Origin of the sequence: Bacillus sp. GbtcB14 (assembly GCF_019091205.1) — a bacterium.
GTDB classification, from domain to species: domain Bacteria; phylum Bacillota; class Bacilli; order Bacillales; family Bacillaceae_G; genus Bacillus_A; species Bacillus_A cereus_AG.
Map to the genome: position 1 here is coordinate 1 of NZ_JAGXJT010000026.1, position 17,038 is coordinate 17,038.

The window sequence follows — 17,038 nt, forward strand, 5'->3', positions numbered from 1 at the left end:
TTATTATTCCCATCAATTGTAATAATCGCTAAAAAATCTTGTTTTTGTATAGGAACATCGCTCCAATATAAATTAGGATTTTCTTTTAAATCTGCAATAAAGTTTCTGTCATTTGGAATATAGTGTGCCCATGAATCAATAGATATCAATTCTGATTCCACTACTTGAACAACCATTCTCTTACAATTTAGAGCTTGCAGAGAAGATGTTCTATGTGCACCATCAAGTATTAAATACTTGCCATTATTTATTTGTAAGGCAATAGGTGGATTCTTTAGCTTTTGTTCATCTTTAATTTTTTTACAAATTGATTTTAACCTCTCTACTGTTGGTTTGGAATAAAGTTTGATCAAAAATATGCTACAAACGTTGATTCTATAATAGAAGAAATCCACGCATTTTGAAAAAAGATTGATTAAAATACGTGGGTTTCTATTAGTTTTGTATGAATTTTTTATAAAAAAGATTGATTAAAATATTTTAAAATCCCTTGTGTGTCAACGTTTATATAGAATTTCAACCTAAATTGCATCGCATCTTTTTTATAAACGGTATAACTTTATTTAAAATCCACAATTGATGATTTTATAACCTTAAACTTCTATTGTTCTAGTATCTCAAAATCAGGTAATTGTTTAACTAGCTCTAATGTTTTCATACTAACTGTAATTACTGATAATAATAGATTTAAAATATATTTAGGGTCATCACTGAATTCATTTGGATCATCTGTAATACCGGATTTTTTATCAGTCTTAATCTGATACTGATCAATAATCCATCCAATAGCTGATCGACCATTAACTACATATTCATATGCCTTTTCTGGAATATTTTTAATTGTTATATGTTCGTTATAAATTATAGTATCTAAAACTCCTTTTTTAAGAGGTTTCATTTTAGTAACCTTATAATTAGGATTAGGAACACTAATTACAACTTCAACATCATTCCAACTTGGTTGATTTTCGTAATTTAAATGTAAATCTGCAAGTTTACGACCTATTTCAACATATTTTTCTTTGTTTTTAAGAAGTGGAATACGAGGAGTTTCTTTACTTAAATTATGATTAAAGATATTTCTATAATCAATTGAATTTAACACTGCATAAATATAATACGGGACGTCATCTTCGATCATATCAAAAACTTTTTTTCCTTCAACAGAAATATTACTAAATATAGAAATATTATCTGATAAATTTGAAGCATAGGTCTGTGCCCCCGCATCAAATATATTTCCATCAGGTATTAAATCAGTAACTAACACACTAAATTCTCGACGATTTCCTGAACCTGGAGTCATTATATACATATTATCTATTTTTTGTTGATTACTAAACTTGCCAGGATAAGAAATAAGATTTTTATCATAATAAATATGTTTTTTAGTAAAGGGCCTATATAAGGCCTCCACTACTTTTGATTCATCAAACTCAATGCATATGTCATTTTTCAGTTTACGTTTAAGTTCTCTACTCCATTGTATCTTTGTTTCATCTATAACTATATTTTCCTCATTTACAAAATTATTTTTCAATTTATTTCTGACATTTTCATATTCTTTGATAGTTGTTTGGATATTTTTTATGAGATTTTCTTTTGAAAAACCATATACCCACTTATCACGCTTGGAAGTTATTCCCATTTGACGAAAATCATAAATTCCTGCATTTTTTTCATAAAGTGACCTAAATTTATCAAAATTAGAATTTCGTTGATGAATCCAATCATTATGAGAATCCGGTAATATTTGTTCAAACGTAACTGACATAATACCTTCCCATTTCTGAATAATATCAATTTTTTGTTTTCTGTTAAGGTTTTTCCCAATATCATGATAATAAATATTATGATTATTTGAACCATCTTTTATCAAAAGTATTATTGCAACCCCAGTCATTATATCAAAAACATTTCCTCCCTCTTCTTTAGCTAGGGTCCCAGTTTTACCACGCACTCCACCCCGTAAGTTTATTATATAAATATAGTTAAATTCATCATTAAGCGACTTACGTAGTCCATCCATTGCAACTTTATCGATATAGGAGTTTGATGTAATAAAACCAATCACACCACATTTTTCAATCCTTAAACTTGACCATTTAATTGCTCTTATATAAGAATCATATAGCGCATTAACTGCAACTGCACTAGATTTTTTAGCATATGTTTTCGTAATTTCTGTATCTAACATTTGATATGAAATAGCGTCAGAAAAACTATTTTCATCAGAATCTCTTCCTGAATACGGAGGATTCCCTATAATTGCTGTAATTGGTAATTCTTGTTGTCTTTTCAAACGCTCATCATTTGTTCCAAAATAAGCATCATCTAACGTATCTTCATTTTCAGTACTTTCAAACGTGTCTGTTAAAACAATCCCCTCAAATGGTACATACCCTTGTTCATCTCCATTAATTTCATCAAATGTAGATTCAATATTAATGGCTGCAATATAGTAACTTAATAATACAATTTCATTTGCATGTAATTCTTGTGTAAACTTACGTGCAATATCAGCCAACGTGATTTCACCTTTATCCATTTGTTCTTTTAAATAAGTAAGTGTACGAACAATGAATGTTCCAGTACCAGTGAATGGATCTAAAATATGAACCCCTTCACTTGCTAATGATTTTCCAAAATGTTTTTTCAACACATCATCCACGGACTTAACAATGAAATCCACTACTTCAATAGGTGTAAATACAATTCCTAAACGTTCTGTTGTTGATTTAAATGCTGTACTAAAAAATTTATCATATAACGTAATAATAATTTTTTGTTTATCCTCTGATTTTTCAACACCTTCAGCACGCATTTTTACAGATTCATACAACGGTTCAAGATTTTCTTGTTCTTTCGCAAAGCCAGCTTTTTCTAACTCTTTCACAATATTTTCCATGGCAGAAGATACAGGATTATTATTTACAAAACTATATTCATCAAATAAAGCTTCAAAAACTGGTTTTGTAATTAAATGTTGGGATAACATTTCTGATGCTTGGTTTTCATCAATGCTCTCGTTAATGTTGTGTTGCAATGAAGAAACGAATTTTTTAAATTCAATCGTAATAGGATCTTTTTTATCTTTCAATTTATTTTGAATCCAACTAATTTGTCGTTGAGCAATTTTTGCTACATCAGCTGACCAATTTTCTAAATATTTACGATCTCCTACTTTTTGAACAATCTTCCCATAAATAGCACTTTCAAATTTATCCCACTCAAAATCTAACTCTGTTTGTATAGAGATATTACCTTCATTATCTTTTTTAGTTCTAGAGGTATCTGTATTCTCCATATCATTCTCTTTTGCAGGAGCACTACCTATACCAATTACATCTAACTGTTTTGGTTTTGCTATATTAATTTTATCTACCATGGCTTCAAAACGTTCATCCACCGATCGTAAAGCATTGATAACTTGCCATACAGCCTCATAATTTTTGTTATTATCTAATATTGTTTCTGGTTTTTCATCAATTGGAATAACTATCGGCAGAATAATATAACCATAATCTTTTCCTTCTGCTTTACGCATAATACGTCCAACAGCCTGAACAATGTCGACTTGCGATTTTTTAGGAGCTAAGAAAATGATGGCATCTAAAGTTGGCACATCAATACCTTCTGTCAAAAATCTTACATTAGATACAATTCTAGCTTCATCTGAAGGCTTTTTAGGATCTGCTAACCAATCTAGTATTTCACCTTTTTGTAAAGCATTCATTGAACCATCAGCATGACGCATAGATAAATGAACCGATTCGTCCATTGTGTCTCCGATATACTCATTTACGACTTCTTCAAATTGTTGAGAAACTTTTTTAGAATCATCAATTGTTCTTGTGAATGCAATTGCTCGTTCTAAAGGAGCGCCAGAGTAAGGACTGCTCTTAACAGGATTTTTGTAACCATTTCTACGCATCATCCCATTCCAAATACCAACAATTCTCCCCACATCATCGATATTCAATCCATTTTCAGGGTCAGCTAATGTTTTCTGCATATCTTTTTGAATAGCAGCTTCATCAATCGCTAGTACCATTACTTTATATTCAGTTAAGATGCCATGTGAAACAGCTTGGCCAAATCCCATGCGATAAAAGACTTTTCCATATTTACTTTCATCATCCATCGAAGAAATTAATATACTTTTATCTTTTGCATTCTTTTTAGCACTATCTGCATAAATTTTCGGTGTAGCTGTTTGATACATTCGTTTAATTCCTTGAACATTTGTATTGCTATGCACCTTAGAAAAAACACTTTCCTGCTTGTTAGCTTCATATGCTCCAGTTGTTCTGTGGGCTTCATCCGAAATAATTAAATCAAATTCTGGGAAACCTTCTTTTTGTGCTTTGCCTATTACATCAATACTTTGATATGTACTAAATACAACAACCATATCTGCATTTTGTTGAACTTCTTCAATGTCTTTCCAGTTTTTCATCAATTGTTCTTTAGATGTTGTGGCTGGATAACCAATATCATTGGCTTTTATATCTTCTGTTCCATTAGTTCCTCTTGAGGCATCACGATCAGATGTTACCGCCATACTCGCGATATTTAACTCTGTATCATTATTCCAACCTCTTAAAGTTTGCGTTAAAAGTTGAATACTTGGTACAAGATATAAAACTTTAAATTGTTTATTTGCTTTTTTAGCAAGAGCTTCAGATATTCTTAAACTAGTAAAAGTTTTACCTGTTCCTGGTGCCATGATTAACTGACCGCGATCATACTTATTAAAGTGTTCCATTGCATAACCTAAAGCTGCTTCTTGATAACCACGTAATTTTTTTGGTGATTTTACAGTAATTACTTCTGGGCGTTTAAAACTAAATTTAGTCCAATCAATTTGAGAATTTCTCAAATCAGATAAACCAATAATTTCAATGCCTTTTTCGTTGTATTCTATTGTTTCACGTGCATTTTTATTCCAATCATCTACTGTAGAAATAATTAACCCTCGTTGATAATAGCTTTTTCCCATTTCAGCAACAAATGAATTAATTTCATCTTTACCAATTTTCTTTTTATAAAATTTTGCTTGGATTGCTACTAAATCTCCATTAAATTGTTCAGCTACTAAATCAACACCTGTATCCTTTTTAGGAATACCGTACTCAATTGGAACTTCAGTTAATGTCCAAATATTTTTATATAATCTTTGGTAAGTTGGCTCATTTTTTAAATATGCCAACACTAACTTTTCAAATAAGCTACCTCTTTCTCGTTGAATATCTCCTGCAACTTCATTAATTTGTTCAATTAAATCATCAAACGTATTAATATTTTTATTTTCCATTGTAAATCTCCTCATAAATTGAAAGTATACTTACGACTACTCTTTAAATATATCACTTTTATAATAAGGTTTAATCAAAATATTTATGAGTCTTGATATGACACATTTTCTTAATATTTGTTTTCTAAAACGGTACAACTTTATTCGAAGTAACGTGACTTTTTATAACCATCAAATGCTGATTTGAAATAAAGTTTGATTAAAAGTGCGGTTCAAATATTGTTTTTGTAATTTTGCTTGTAATATCCATTTATAGATCCAGCGACGTCTATTATCATGAAAACCCCGTCTTTTTTTAAACAAACATCTGTTGCATAAAACCTTTTTTCTGTTCTTTTAAAACAGTTATTTTTTTACGTATATATTCACTTCATAAACTAATTGCTAAGAAATCTGGAAAGATTTTCGGATTAGTGACTCTATATCCAAAACAAAAACTATTTAAATGTAAATTGGAACTTTTTTGATTTTGACTGATAACCCACTTTGTTATATCCCCCATATCTTCACTTTTCTTATTTCCATTATAGTACATTCCATTTACAAATTAAGTAAATTTCTTGGCAATTAATGAGGCCCTATGTTCATAACTTTTCTTACTATGCTTGGCCTTCTGTATTGTGACTCCTTTGTCTTCAATTTCTTGCAACGATTCTTTCAACCATGCACCACTATCTTTAACCAATTTCTCTAGTAATTGTTCGATAACAGTATCCCATTGAACATCTTGAGGTCCCTGCAAAATCAACATCGCAAGTGATTTATATTCACGTTCAATTTCCACAATAAAATAATGATGTCCATTTAAAAGTTGTACACTTCCTAAAGCATATTTTCTTTTTGTTATTCCATCATCTAAAAAGCTAAACTTTCTACTTTCTTCAAAGGTAGGTAAATCTTCAATTTTAAAATCTATCGTTTTAACACTTGGAAAATCATTTAATTCATTTAATAGCTTTATAAACTCGCCCAGTTCACCTGTTACTGAAGCTTCATGTACACCAATCAACTCTATCCCTCTTATTAAACTATTTCCTCCAGTATCTGCCACTGTGCGCTGATTAGTATCTTCAATCAAAAATTGCTTTGTATCTTCATTAGTCGATTCTCTTAGCTTACTTGTATTATTCGTCATTTTTTCTAATCGGGGCAAATTCGTATAGTCATGGTGCTGGTTATCTATTGGAATCAGATCAAAATCATCACTAGCGCCTTCATCTTTATTATCACTTTCATACGGTTTATCTACTGATTCAACTTTTTTATATGTGTGATTCTTTGATTCGCTACTTTTCTCTTGTGCTGCTAATTCTGGATGTGTAAAAGATACTTTGTCATATGGAATCTTTTTGTTTTGAATGGAAAGAATTCTTAAAATCAAATTGCTACTTTTTCTTCTCTTGATAGTAGCCTTGATAACAATCGGTTGGTTTAAAGTCCATTCAAACTTTAACTCTCCAGTGTTTACAAAGGTATAGCCAATGTTCATATACAAAGTACGTATATCTGGATTAGCAATTATCCATAACAACTGCCATAAAAAATCTCGTTTAGTATACTTCTTTTCATACGTAGAATTAAAATCAATATGAAGATGATTGCCACGATAACTCTCTGTAAAATAACTTAGAAAAGAATTGTTCATCTCTAGCAAACGATAAAGTAAAAAGCGATTTGGTGCTAAAATACTTCGAATACTTTCAATTAGCGGCAACGTATAATGCTGATTTCCATATTTAAAAGTAAAACCGTTTGATAAAGTGGTGTCTTTTGTATTTAAAATCGTCCATTTACTTTCAAAATACTTTACTTCATTTGGGTAAATCGTTATCTCTACTTCTTCTGTCCCTACAGGTGCAATACTTCGACTAACTATTCCATCCACATAATAATGTTGGATAGCTAGAAAAGATAACATTCCCCAATCTAATAAAATCTTTTTTGTTTCACTATTAGCAAAAAAGTAACCATGCATCATTAATTTTCTTTCATGCCAAAAAGGAGAGCTAATCCAAATCAACTTTGCTTGCTCTCCCTTTTTAAATGGCCAATTATTTAGTTTAACCGAGCGTTCTCTCATCTTCTAACACATCCCTTTTATGCTGAATATATACTTCTAGGATTTCTTTAATCTCTTTAAAGTGATGGGACTTGATAGTAGCTTTTCTTTGTATCTCCCATAACTTAATTGGCGCACCATCAACCATTAATTCATCTATTATTTTGTATGTGCGTCTGATTTGAAACTCCCGTACTGTTTCTGTAATTTGAGTAAGTAATGCTTCTGTTAGCGGCAATTTATCTAAATGATATTGTAGATTTGCTAAAATACCTAAACGCCTACCTACAGAAGAAACAGTAATTCTTATTGGCTTTTCTTCATTCAACATACTTTTATACAAAGCTTTAATTTGTTGTGTGTAATATCGATCTCGTTTATGCCAATTTACTTTTACACTCGGGATAGCTTTGTGATGTAGTTCAGGACAATTAGACATTAGCCACTCTTTATCATTCCGATATAAATACATATACACAGTTTCATTTTGCTCACGTAATGCTGTACGCGACAGCTGTGGATAAGTAGCTTGCAACTGCTGCCATTGTCTTTTACATTCTTGCAATTTACTTGTGGGTAACTTATTGTTTACTACTTTATTTAACTCAACATTCCCACTTAAATATCTTTTCACCATTTTTGAATCTACGCCTAATATCCGTCCTATTGCTCTAATACTCAAATTTTCATTTTTTAATTGTTGTAATTTCCTTTGCCACACATCACCAAATTGCTTTACTCTACCAATTTCAAATCGATCAGTCGTCTGTTTCCTCGCATAAATAAATCCACATGAACATGTAAATGTACCGATGAGATTTTTAGATTTAAAATCTTTTGTAACTTTTACTCCTGGAATAACATATTCCTTGTAATGAGATGCAGCCTTATTTAAACAAGGAAATGGTCCTTCTCCAAATGCATTCGTATAATCAGGTATGTCTTGCAGTGTTTCAATATTTTGTTTTATAAAGTGCATAAATAATAAATGTCTAAATGGATGCACATGGCGCTTAGAATTACGCAATAAAACCTTTAGCCAATTATATTCAAACTCCTCATTGAGATTACTTTCATGTTGCTTTAGAAAAGCCTGAGGATAGAATGCTAAAAACGCATCATGTAACTCTTTTTGGCGAATACGCTTATTCACCGTCATTAAATTCTGCTCTTGTAGCAACAAGTTATATTTTGCTCTAATCTGCGAACGATTTAATTGATGAAGTGGAAGTTGCAATAACTGATAAGCTAGCTTCGCTAAACTTACACCAATAGATTTATGCGGCTCGACTTCTTTTAATTCAGAGAGGTTCATATGTTTCATTTCAAAGCGAATATACTCGATTCGACTATCACTTTGAATTGGATATTTTCGTAATCGTATTTCATGATGCGGGCAATAATTGATACCTTCTAGTTGATGCTCTCGATGAATATAAGGTTCACCATATTTTTCAACATCGGCTTTTGCACACTTTGAGCAATAATATAATCCATCTTTTCTGCAAATGCCGCCAGCAACAAAACCTAACCGAGTGTACAGTCCTTTTCCATCACCTTTTATATCTTCAATGATTTCTTGCTGTCGTTCTTTCGATAAAAAAGGTGCGTAATAAGGATAGATTGTATGATTAGCTAACAAAGATTCTACAGAATAATGATCACCTAATTGAGTAGCTAAAAAAGAAAAATAGCTCCCAATTCCCACACTCGATATCACCGACCGACTGCCAAACAACTCTTCCAATGTATCTTTACAATCAATATTCCCACTGTAAAAGTGATAACGTGCCACGGCTGAATACAACAACTCATCTGGATATGGATTTGTGAAAAAAGGTAGCATTTAACTCCTCCTAAAATAATTATTAATAAAATTCAGCAACTGGATTTTTAATGAAATTATTTTTTTCTAAAACTTCATAAGGATGCTTCTTTTGCTTTAAAGCTTGCTCTCTAATATCTACTAGAATTGCTATTTTATTTGAATAGCTAGCTTTCTCTTTTTTCTCATTAACTGCCTTGTTCAATCCAATTAACTCAGAAATAAGTTGTGCTTTAATAGCACTATATTCTACGTTCACCGAAGAATTCTCTACTAATTTCTTTGCTGTTTTAGTGATGTCATTTGAATTTAAAGCATCAAAGATACCAATTGCTGCTACTTCTTCACTTAACGCTTGTATCATTTCTTGTCGTTTATAATTCAATGTGTTTTGCCGTTCTTTCATCGCTTCTTTTACTTTACCTTCATACTCTGTATTTCGCTTATGATTCATCATCAGTTCATCTAGATTAATGATAATATCTTCATATTTGTACATTGAGGCAAAGTCATTTTTGCGAATGGCATCTAGCATTGGCTGGATAATTTGCATATCTTTCTTAGCAGTCTGTTTCAGCACTTTAGAGGTGATTAACTCGTTATTATTATTGTCATCAAAAAGGACTCTTTCCTGAGCTAAGATAAAGAGATTTACAGCTACAGAGGTAATTCCTTGGCACTCCTCGTAAAAAGCTTCTTTCACTGAATCTGTAAGTTCTGAATAACCCTTTAAACATTGTAATTCCCACAACGTTTCTAAAAAGAACTCCCATTCCTCGCTATCTTTAGCCATTCGATCCCATATAATTGAGCCATCACTAGCTGCACGTCGAGCTTGGCGGAAATTCCCTTTGAACAACTGTTGTGCTTTTGATGTACCAATTAAAACAGTTGGAATACCTACTGTGTTTGATAATGTCACAAAGAAATTAAGCATTTCTTCTTGATCATTTTTCGCATGCAATAAATGTTGAATTTCATCAATTACAAGTACACCAATTCCATACATACTAGCTAAAGATGTCATATGCAAAAGCATCGTTGATGTCACACGATTTAAATACCCGTACTTCTCAAGGTAACGTGTGCCTAATAAATCATCAATTGCTTTAAAAAAGCTTTTACACAATGTCGTTAAGCTACCATCATAAGGACAATCAATCTTCAACCACACAATTTGAATTCGGTTGAAAAGCTGTTCTTGATAGCTATCATGATTAATCACCTGGGGATACATTAACAAAAGTCTTTCAATAGCTGTTGTTTTACCAATACCAGAAATACCTATGATTGATAAACTATCTGCAGTTGAACGTATATGATTTAAGCGTTCATCTATATATCTATGAGCCTGTTCTTCATTTTCTCGTAATTCATGAAGTGTGCGTATTCTTTCTAAAAACGTTTTATCTAAAGGATTTCTAGCCAGATAACCTCGCCGAATTAACGTAGATAAACGTCGCTCTACTTCAAAATGAATTGGTAATGGCTGAATAAAGTTTTTTATACGCTTTAATACGTGGTATCTAATATTTGTTTCACTCTGCTTATCACGTTCCGTAATGCGCGGTGTCACCATAAATCGTTCTAATACATCATCTTCACTGAAAATAGGTGGCAATGCTTCTATATAAGGATTTTGAGCGTATTCAGAGAGCATTTGCGGCTTGTAGTCAGCGTGTTCTATATCTCCTTTTAGAACAATATTATTTATCTTTTCCAAGCTCTTCATCTCGCTTTCTTTTCAATTTTTCCATTAAACGGGATGTACCTTTTTTTACAGGCTGCTCTTCTATTTTCTTTCTTGTTGCAAAATCGATTATTTCTGCATCTTCATCTTTTACAGGTGGTGATAAATCAAATTTTTCTTCTTCACGATTTATTTGTTTTTCATTTTCTTTATTATCACGGATAGCATCTAATTTTTCTTTTTTACTCGTAGGTTTGTATAGTGTATTTTTCTTCTTCTCTTTTGCTGTTTTAATGATTTGCTCCATCATAGTATCTGTATTAATTGTTAGTTGTACTTGTTTTGAGCGTTCCTCTTCTTCAAGTTCATTTCTTAATTGTTGATGAAATACAATATCCTCTAAGAAATCCGTTTTATATTGCTCACTAGGTTCTAACAATATACATGTCTCGTAATCTAAACCATCATCGTTCGGAATATAAATCCTATCTAAATGACGTGGATCATATACAATACTGACACTTTTATTTTTCAGTTTTGTATACCACTGTTCTTCGATGGCTCGTTTTGAACCATACAATAGATTTTTAAATTTAATCCCTGCTCTTGAAACAGTTGCTTTGCCTCTAGGTAATACATTCAAACGCAAAATATTTCGATCTATCGTACGTAATCGGCCTTTTCGATTTTAGATACCCCAGTTCCATAAACTAATAGGAGTAGGCACAATTCTATCAGTAATCATTTCTTTCTCCATTGGATACTTATCAATGATTTTATGATTATGTTGGAGAATCATTGTAATGACTAACGCTGTAAATTCTTTTAAATTAAGCGTAGCATCCAATCGATAGTCTTTATCTCCACGTTCTCGGTATTCTTTTTGAATTGCACCTGGAGCCTTCTGTTTAACTTTCCCGTTGATTGTACGGAATTTACGTTCAACAATACCTTTTAAATCTCCCCGATAAGCTGTCGTATTTTCAATTTTAATATTTAAATTATTAATCAGACCCGCAACTGCGTACCCTTCAAACTCACCTCTATCGGCAATAATAATCTCTGGTAAATGATGAGTTGGCCATTGTTCTTCTGTAATATCAATATTGTACTGCTTACAAAATTCAACTTTATCAGCAACCATATTATCCAAAGCCATCATTGCACCCATCCATGATGGCCCTTCTAAACCAACATAAATCCCTGTGACGATTCGAGAATATACATCAACGACTGCATAGATTAATGGACGACCGATAATGCGGTTAGCATCGATAGCGCTAACTAAATAAATATCTGCAATCGTCGCATCAATTTGAAAGCGTGTACCAGGACCATTGGTTTCTACTTTTGAATTGCTTAAAATTGGCCGATGTTTTAATTCATATTCTTTAGTACTTTTACGGAATATAATATCCTTTTTAGGATCTTCCAACTTTTTAAACCAATAATAAAACTGGTGGTAAGAAGGAATACGATCCGGTTCCCAAATCCTATATTGGATGTCACCATTCTCTTTATAACGATCTGAATAAAAGTCTCTTAAAATAAAGTGATAAACATATTTTAATGAATACCCATTTGCCTTGCGATAATACTTGTTTATTCCATGTTCAAATTGCAATTTTATCTCTTCTGTAATATTAACACCACTTCTGTATTCACCATCTACCGTAAGCTTTCGTGGTCTCCCGATTTTATCCACATTGAGTTTCTTACTTTTCCCTCGACCACCTGAATTCGCATAATCAGGTAGCATCGAATTTTTGTTCATTCCACGCTGCCAGTATCTACTTAAAAGCTTTTTTACTTTTGTTTTACCTAACCCACTATCAGCCACAATTTGTACGATTTTAGCTTCACGTCCTTTTTTTAGTAGAAGTGAAGACATATTCGGAATAATAAACTTTTCTACAATTGCCCAATCATAATCACGTTTATCCTTTTGTACTTGTGTTAAGTCACTATCTGGCACTGCTCTAGCATAAGGGTCTCCTATAATTAACAATTCATTTTGTTCAATATCCAATTCCATATTGGCATATAACTCTCTTTTAGGCATTGCGCTTATTGTATCGATATTAACGATATATACGTAATCTTCCTCTACTTCAATCACTCGTAAACGTGTAGAATCTTTCGTAGATTGCATAACCTGATTAATATAAATCATCCGTACTTCACCTGCTTTAACTTATCTTCATTAACTGATTGAATTTGAACGCATTGCTCAATATCTAATGGTATAGACATATCTATTTGAATAATTTTACAAGCTAACAAATGATAGAAAAGTGTAATTCCACTTCCTAGAGGCATATGTGTATCTTTATCAAAACTATTAGCTATTTCTCGAATTGATTCATCTTTCTCTAGTAGCCTTTGTAGTAATGAAAATACTAAGTCTTCAATTTGTTGAGGGTTTATATTTTGAAAAGCATGTGCGCCCATAAGGGCTTTTAGGGATTCAACTTTAGCAAAGTTGTAGGTTATAGGTCACACGAAAACCTATCATCAACCAACTTATCCGAGAGGGAAACCAAACGGGGAGTGTAGCATGTTGGTAAAGCCATAAGTTGATTAGTTACCAAATCACGACTGAATGGCAAGATGAACCGTTATAGATGAGGATGAAAGCTAAACTGCTTAAACGATAGTTCAAGGGGGGATATCGAGACCCGCAACGAAAGGTAACTAGTAACGTTGTGTAGTAATAGCCATTTAACTAGGTGCTTGTTAAATAGCTCAAGAGGAATAGGGATAACATTGGACTCTATTCCTTGTGACCCATTACTAACCAGCCACTGTAAGTGGAAAAGAACGAAAGTCGCATCCGACACTATAACATGCTTGTCTCTAATTGTACTAAATGGGGATTACCTAAGTTGGAATGCCAACCTAAATTGGCTATTAAGGATGATACCAAGTGTAAAACAAGGTATGTGGCTTATGAATATCCAATAAGGTAACGGAGTTTCCGTAGTAGTCCGAAATAGGGAAAGCCTATTACATGGCGAAGGGAAACAGTTTATCAGTTTAATACGAATTAGGAAGGAGCGAGAGGCTCTATGAGAAATCCAAATGAGGTATTAAACAGTCTAAATACCAAAGCTAATAATGCAAATTATAAATACAAGAGACTCTATAGAAATCTTTATAATCCAGAGTTTTATTACATGGCATATTCTAAGATATATGCCAAAGAAGGTAATATGACTAAGGGTACAGACGGAAATAATATTGACGGAATGAGTATTGAAAGAATTAACACTCTTATAGACAGAATCAAAAATGAGACATATCAACCTTATCCAGCTAAACGAGTATATATAGATAAAGCCAATGGCGGAAAAAGACCACTAGGTATACCATCAACAGATGATAAAATTGTACAGGAAATAATAAGAAGTATCCTTGAGAGTATATATGAGCAAACATTCTCTGATAATTCACATGGGTTTAGACCTAAAAAGAGTTGTCATACGGCATTGATTCAAATTCAAAGGACATATAGAGGTGTGCGTTGGTTTGTTGAAGGAGATATAAAAGGCTTTTTCGATAACATAAATCATCTTACACTTATAAATATCCTTAGAAAAAGAATCGATGACGAAAAATTCATAAGGCTAATCTGGAAATTTCTAAGAGCAGGCTATCTAGAAGAATGGACATATAACAACACATTCTCTGGCACCCCACAAGGAGGCATAATCAGTCCCATATTATCTAATATCTACCTAAATGAATTAGATCAGTTTATGAACAATTACAAACAACAATTTGATAAGGGAATACGAAGAAAAGAAACTCGTGATTATGGCTACCTATCTGAAAAGAAATATAGATTGCGGAAAAAACATGTGAATTCATGGGGACAAATGTCAGAAGAAGAAAAGAGAGAAGTTAAAACACAATGGAACGAACTACACAAAAAACAACTCTCTATCCATTCAAAAGACCAAATGGATGCAGACTACAAAAGAATAGTATATACCAGGTATGCAGATGACTTCTTAATTGGAATAATTGGCAGTAAAGAAGATGCTACTCAGCTCAAAGAAAATCTCACGATTTTTCTTAAAGAAAAGTTAGACCTTGAATTATCACAAGAAAAAACACTCATAACTCATAGCCAAAAATTGGCACAATTTCTTGGATACGATATTACAATCTCTAGAGAACAGTCAACTGCAAAAACTACACACGGACGCACAAAAAGATTATACTCCTATACGCCTAAACTATATGTACCAAAAAGCAAATGGATAAAGAATTTACTACAAAAAGATGCATTAGTAATTGAAAATAAAACAGGTACTTGGAAAGCTAAACACAGAACTTATTTAAAAGATAATGATGATTTAGAGATTCTAAGTATCTATAATGCAGAAATACGCGGTCTATATGAGTACTATAAGTTAGCGAACAATGTAAGTGTCCTAAATAAATACAAATATATAATGGAATACAGTATGTATAAGACGTTCGCAAACAAGTACAACACAAGTGTTAAAAAAATACTCAACAAATATAAAATCAACGGAAAGTTTGGTATCCAATACAAAACAAAAAATGGCGAAAAAATAAGATATCTCTATGACAAAGGATTTCAGAGACAAAAACATACAGATAACAAACCAGAAGTTGATATTCTCCCAAATACATTAAAGATGTCTGGAAGAACGAGTCTCATTAAACGATTATTAGCTGAAGAATGTGAGATGTGTGGCAAAAAGAATCAAGCAATTGAAATGCACCACATTAGAAAGTTAAAAGACCTAAAAGGGAAAAAAATGTGGGAGCAGATGATGATATCCAGAAAAAGAAAAACCATGGCATTATGCCAACAATGTCACATAGATTTACATTTAGGTAAATTAGATTGATAAATGGAGAGCCGTATACTTGGAGACAAGTACGTACGGTTCGGGGGGGAGTATTTGGAAACCTATCATAGAAATATGACAAGGCGCTGGGTGCTTACCCTACCATGTAAATAAAGATCATGATAGTCATGAATATAGCTAATATTTCTAGCAAATGTTTTAGGAATCTGAAGTTCAGTCACAATTCCCCAATCAGTTTTTCTTCTTTCCCAGTACACCCTTTCTATATCAAATTTTTCCATCACTCTTTTTTTAAGTAATTCATCTTTCATTTTGACCGTGCGAGCTACTTCTACTATTCCGTCACCTTTATCCACAGTTAATAAAAAATCCGTTGTCATCACAACTGGCTCATGCGTTTTTGAATCTGTAGGATGCTTAATACCTAGCTCATCTGCAATGACAATTGTTTCTTCCAACGGCAATAGCGGAAATTGTTCTCGAATATCGACAGTAATCTCCGAATATTCAGTTAAATAAAAGTAGTTTCGTTCTAAATCCGATAAAAATTCGTGTTGTCGGTTTGTTTTAATCCCTTTCAAGCGAGTAGATCTTCCAAGCGAAGAAACGTCTTGAATATTAAGCCAAGGTTTATAATCTGCTCCGACTCCTGTTCCTCGTCCTTCTTTTAACCACTTATCAATTTTAGATGTTCTAGTTCTTTTAGACATAAAAACACCCCTTTGAATTAATGTAATTCAAAAGGGTGTTTCATCGCAACTTTTTTACAAACGTCGCATCTTTATTTTAAACATCGCGACTTTTTTAAAAACATCGCGACTTTATTTTAAATCCACATCTACCTCATATTCTTCATGTAAAAATATTTGTTCGATTGGCACTACCTTTAATGCAGATAACACAGATTTCCCTCCCTGGTTTCTTAAATATCTTGCTAGTAAAAGCAATAAATTCGTTACGCATATTCAATGCATTCTATTTCAATCCATTAATTCATGAGGTTAAACAGATATCAATAGTCTAATAATTCCCAAACTTCCAATGATTAATAATATATCAAACAAAAAATGCAGATTCAATAATATATCGGAAAATTTATTATTTTTTTACAAAAAAGTAATTGTCTGACATCACTCCTCAGATTTCATACATTTCATTTTTCATTCTTCCTCTAAAACTACTAGTATTATCATAAATTTAAAGCTTCTCTCAATTAAAAGTACAGATTACAGTGTAATAAAATCTACTTGGTAATATACTTAGTTTTTATATTTGTAATCTAATATCATCAGAAAAAAAC

Annotated in this window: 7 protein-coding genes and 2 pseudogenes; 1 reads left to right on the top strand and 8 read right to left on the bottom strand. The window is 32.2% G+C overall.

Annotation, left to right across the window (positions count from 1 at the left end; translation table 11 throughout):
- From KVT31_RS28735 to KVT31_RS28765, 7 genes and pseudogenes are all read right to left on the bottom strand, one after another.
- Positions 1–353: ParB N-terminal domain-containing protein (locus tag KVT31_RS28735; RefSeq protein WP_254637318.1), on the bottom strand; the 353-nt coding region annotated here is incomplete at its 3' end.
- 248 nt (positions 354–601) lie between these two features.
- Positions 602–5,317 (bottom strand): type ISP restriction/modification enzyme, encoded by a 4,716-nt coding sequence (locus KVT31_RS28740; protein ID WP_000428547.1) that lies wholly within the window; start codon positions 5,315–5,317, stop codon positions 602–604.
- A 547-nt stretch (positions 5,318–5,864) separates the two neighbouring features.
- Positions 5,865–7,397, bottom strand: coding sequence for a Tn7-like element transposition protein TnsE (locus KVT31_RS28745; RefSeq protein ID WP_001209215.1), 1,533 nt, complete (start codon positions 7,395–7,397; stop codon positions 5,865–5,867).
- Entirely contained in the window at positions 7,378–9,222 is a 1,845-nt protein-coding gene (locus KVT31_RS28750) for a TnsD family Tn7-like transposition protein (protein ID WP_000936540.1), read from the bottom strand. Before KVT31_RS28750 ends, KVT31_RS28745 begins: the two co-directional genes overlap by 20 nt.
- Before the next feature lie 22 nt (positions 9,223–9,244).
- The gene (locus KVT31_RS28755; protein WP_033656265.1) at positions 9,245–10,933 is read right to left on the bottom strand and encodes an ATP-binding protein; all 1,689 of its coding nucleotides are present in this window, start codon (positions 10,931–10,933) and stop codon (positions 9,245–9,247) included.
- Positions 10,908–13,064 (bottom strand): annotated as a pseudogene (locus tag KVT31_RS28760) (Mu transposase C-terminal domain-containing protein). Before KVT31_RS28760 ends, KVT31_RS28755 begins: the two are co-directional and overlap by 26 nt.
- Positions 13,061–13,342, bottom strand: a complete 282-nt coding sequence (locus tag KVT31_RS28765; protein WP_002073985.1) for a TnsA endonuclease C-terminal domain-containing protein — start codon at positions 13,340–13,342, stop codon at positions 13,061–13,063. The pseudogene KVT31_RS28760 and the gene KVT31_RS28765 overlap by 4 nt, the downstream one beginning before the upstream one ends.
- Positions 13,343–13,959: 617 nt before the next feature.
- Here KVT31_RS28765 and KVT31_RS28770 point away from each other — a divergent pair.
- Entirely contained in the window at positions 13,960–15,777 is a 1,818-nt protein-coding gene (locus KVT31_RS28770; protein WP_001245661.1) for a reverse transcriptase/maturase family protein, read from the top strand.
- 113 nt (positions 15,778–15,890) lie between these two features.
- Here the strand turns inward: KVT31_RS28770 and KVT31_RS28775 are convergent.
- Positions 15,891–16,448, bottom strand: a pseudogene (locus tag KVT31_RS28775) (TnsA endonuclease N-terminal domain-containing protein); the annotation flags it as partial.
- Between the last annotated feature and the right edge of the window lie 590 nt (positions 16,449–17,038).

Excerpts from the sequence above, each read along its gene's own strand:
- KVT31_RS28770 (WP_001245661.1), top strand. The coding sequence starts at position 13,960 with ATGAGAAATCCAAATGAGGTATTAAACAGTCTAAATACCAAAGCTAAT.
- KVT31_RS28740 (WP_000428547.1), bottom strand. The coding sequence starts at position 5,317 with ATGGAAAATAAAAATATTAATACGTTTGATGATTTAATTGAACAAATT.
- KVT31_RS28755 (WP_033656265.1), bottom strand. The coding sequence starts at position 10,933 with ATGAAGAGCTTGGAAAAGATAAATAATATTGTTCTAAAAGGAGATATA.
- KVT31_RS28745 (WP_001209215.1), bottom strand. The coding sequence starts at position 7,397 with ATGAGAGAACGCTCGGTTAAACTAAATAATTGGCCATTTAAAAAGGGA.
- KVT31_RS28750 (WP_000936540.1), bottom strand. The coding sequence starts at position 9,222 with ATGCTACCTTTTTTCACAAATCCATATCCAGATGAGTTGTTGTATTCA.
- KVT31_RS28765 (WP_002073985.1), bottom strand. The coding sequence starts at position 13,342 with ATGGGCGCACATGCTTTTCAAAATATAAACCCTCAACAAATTGAAGAC.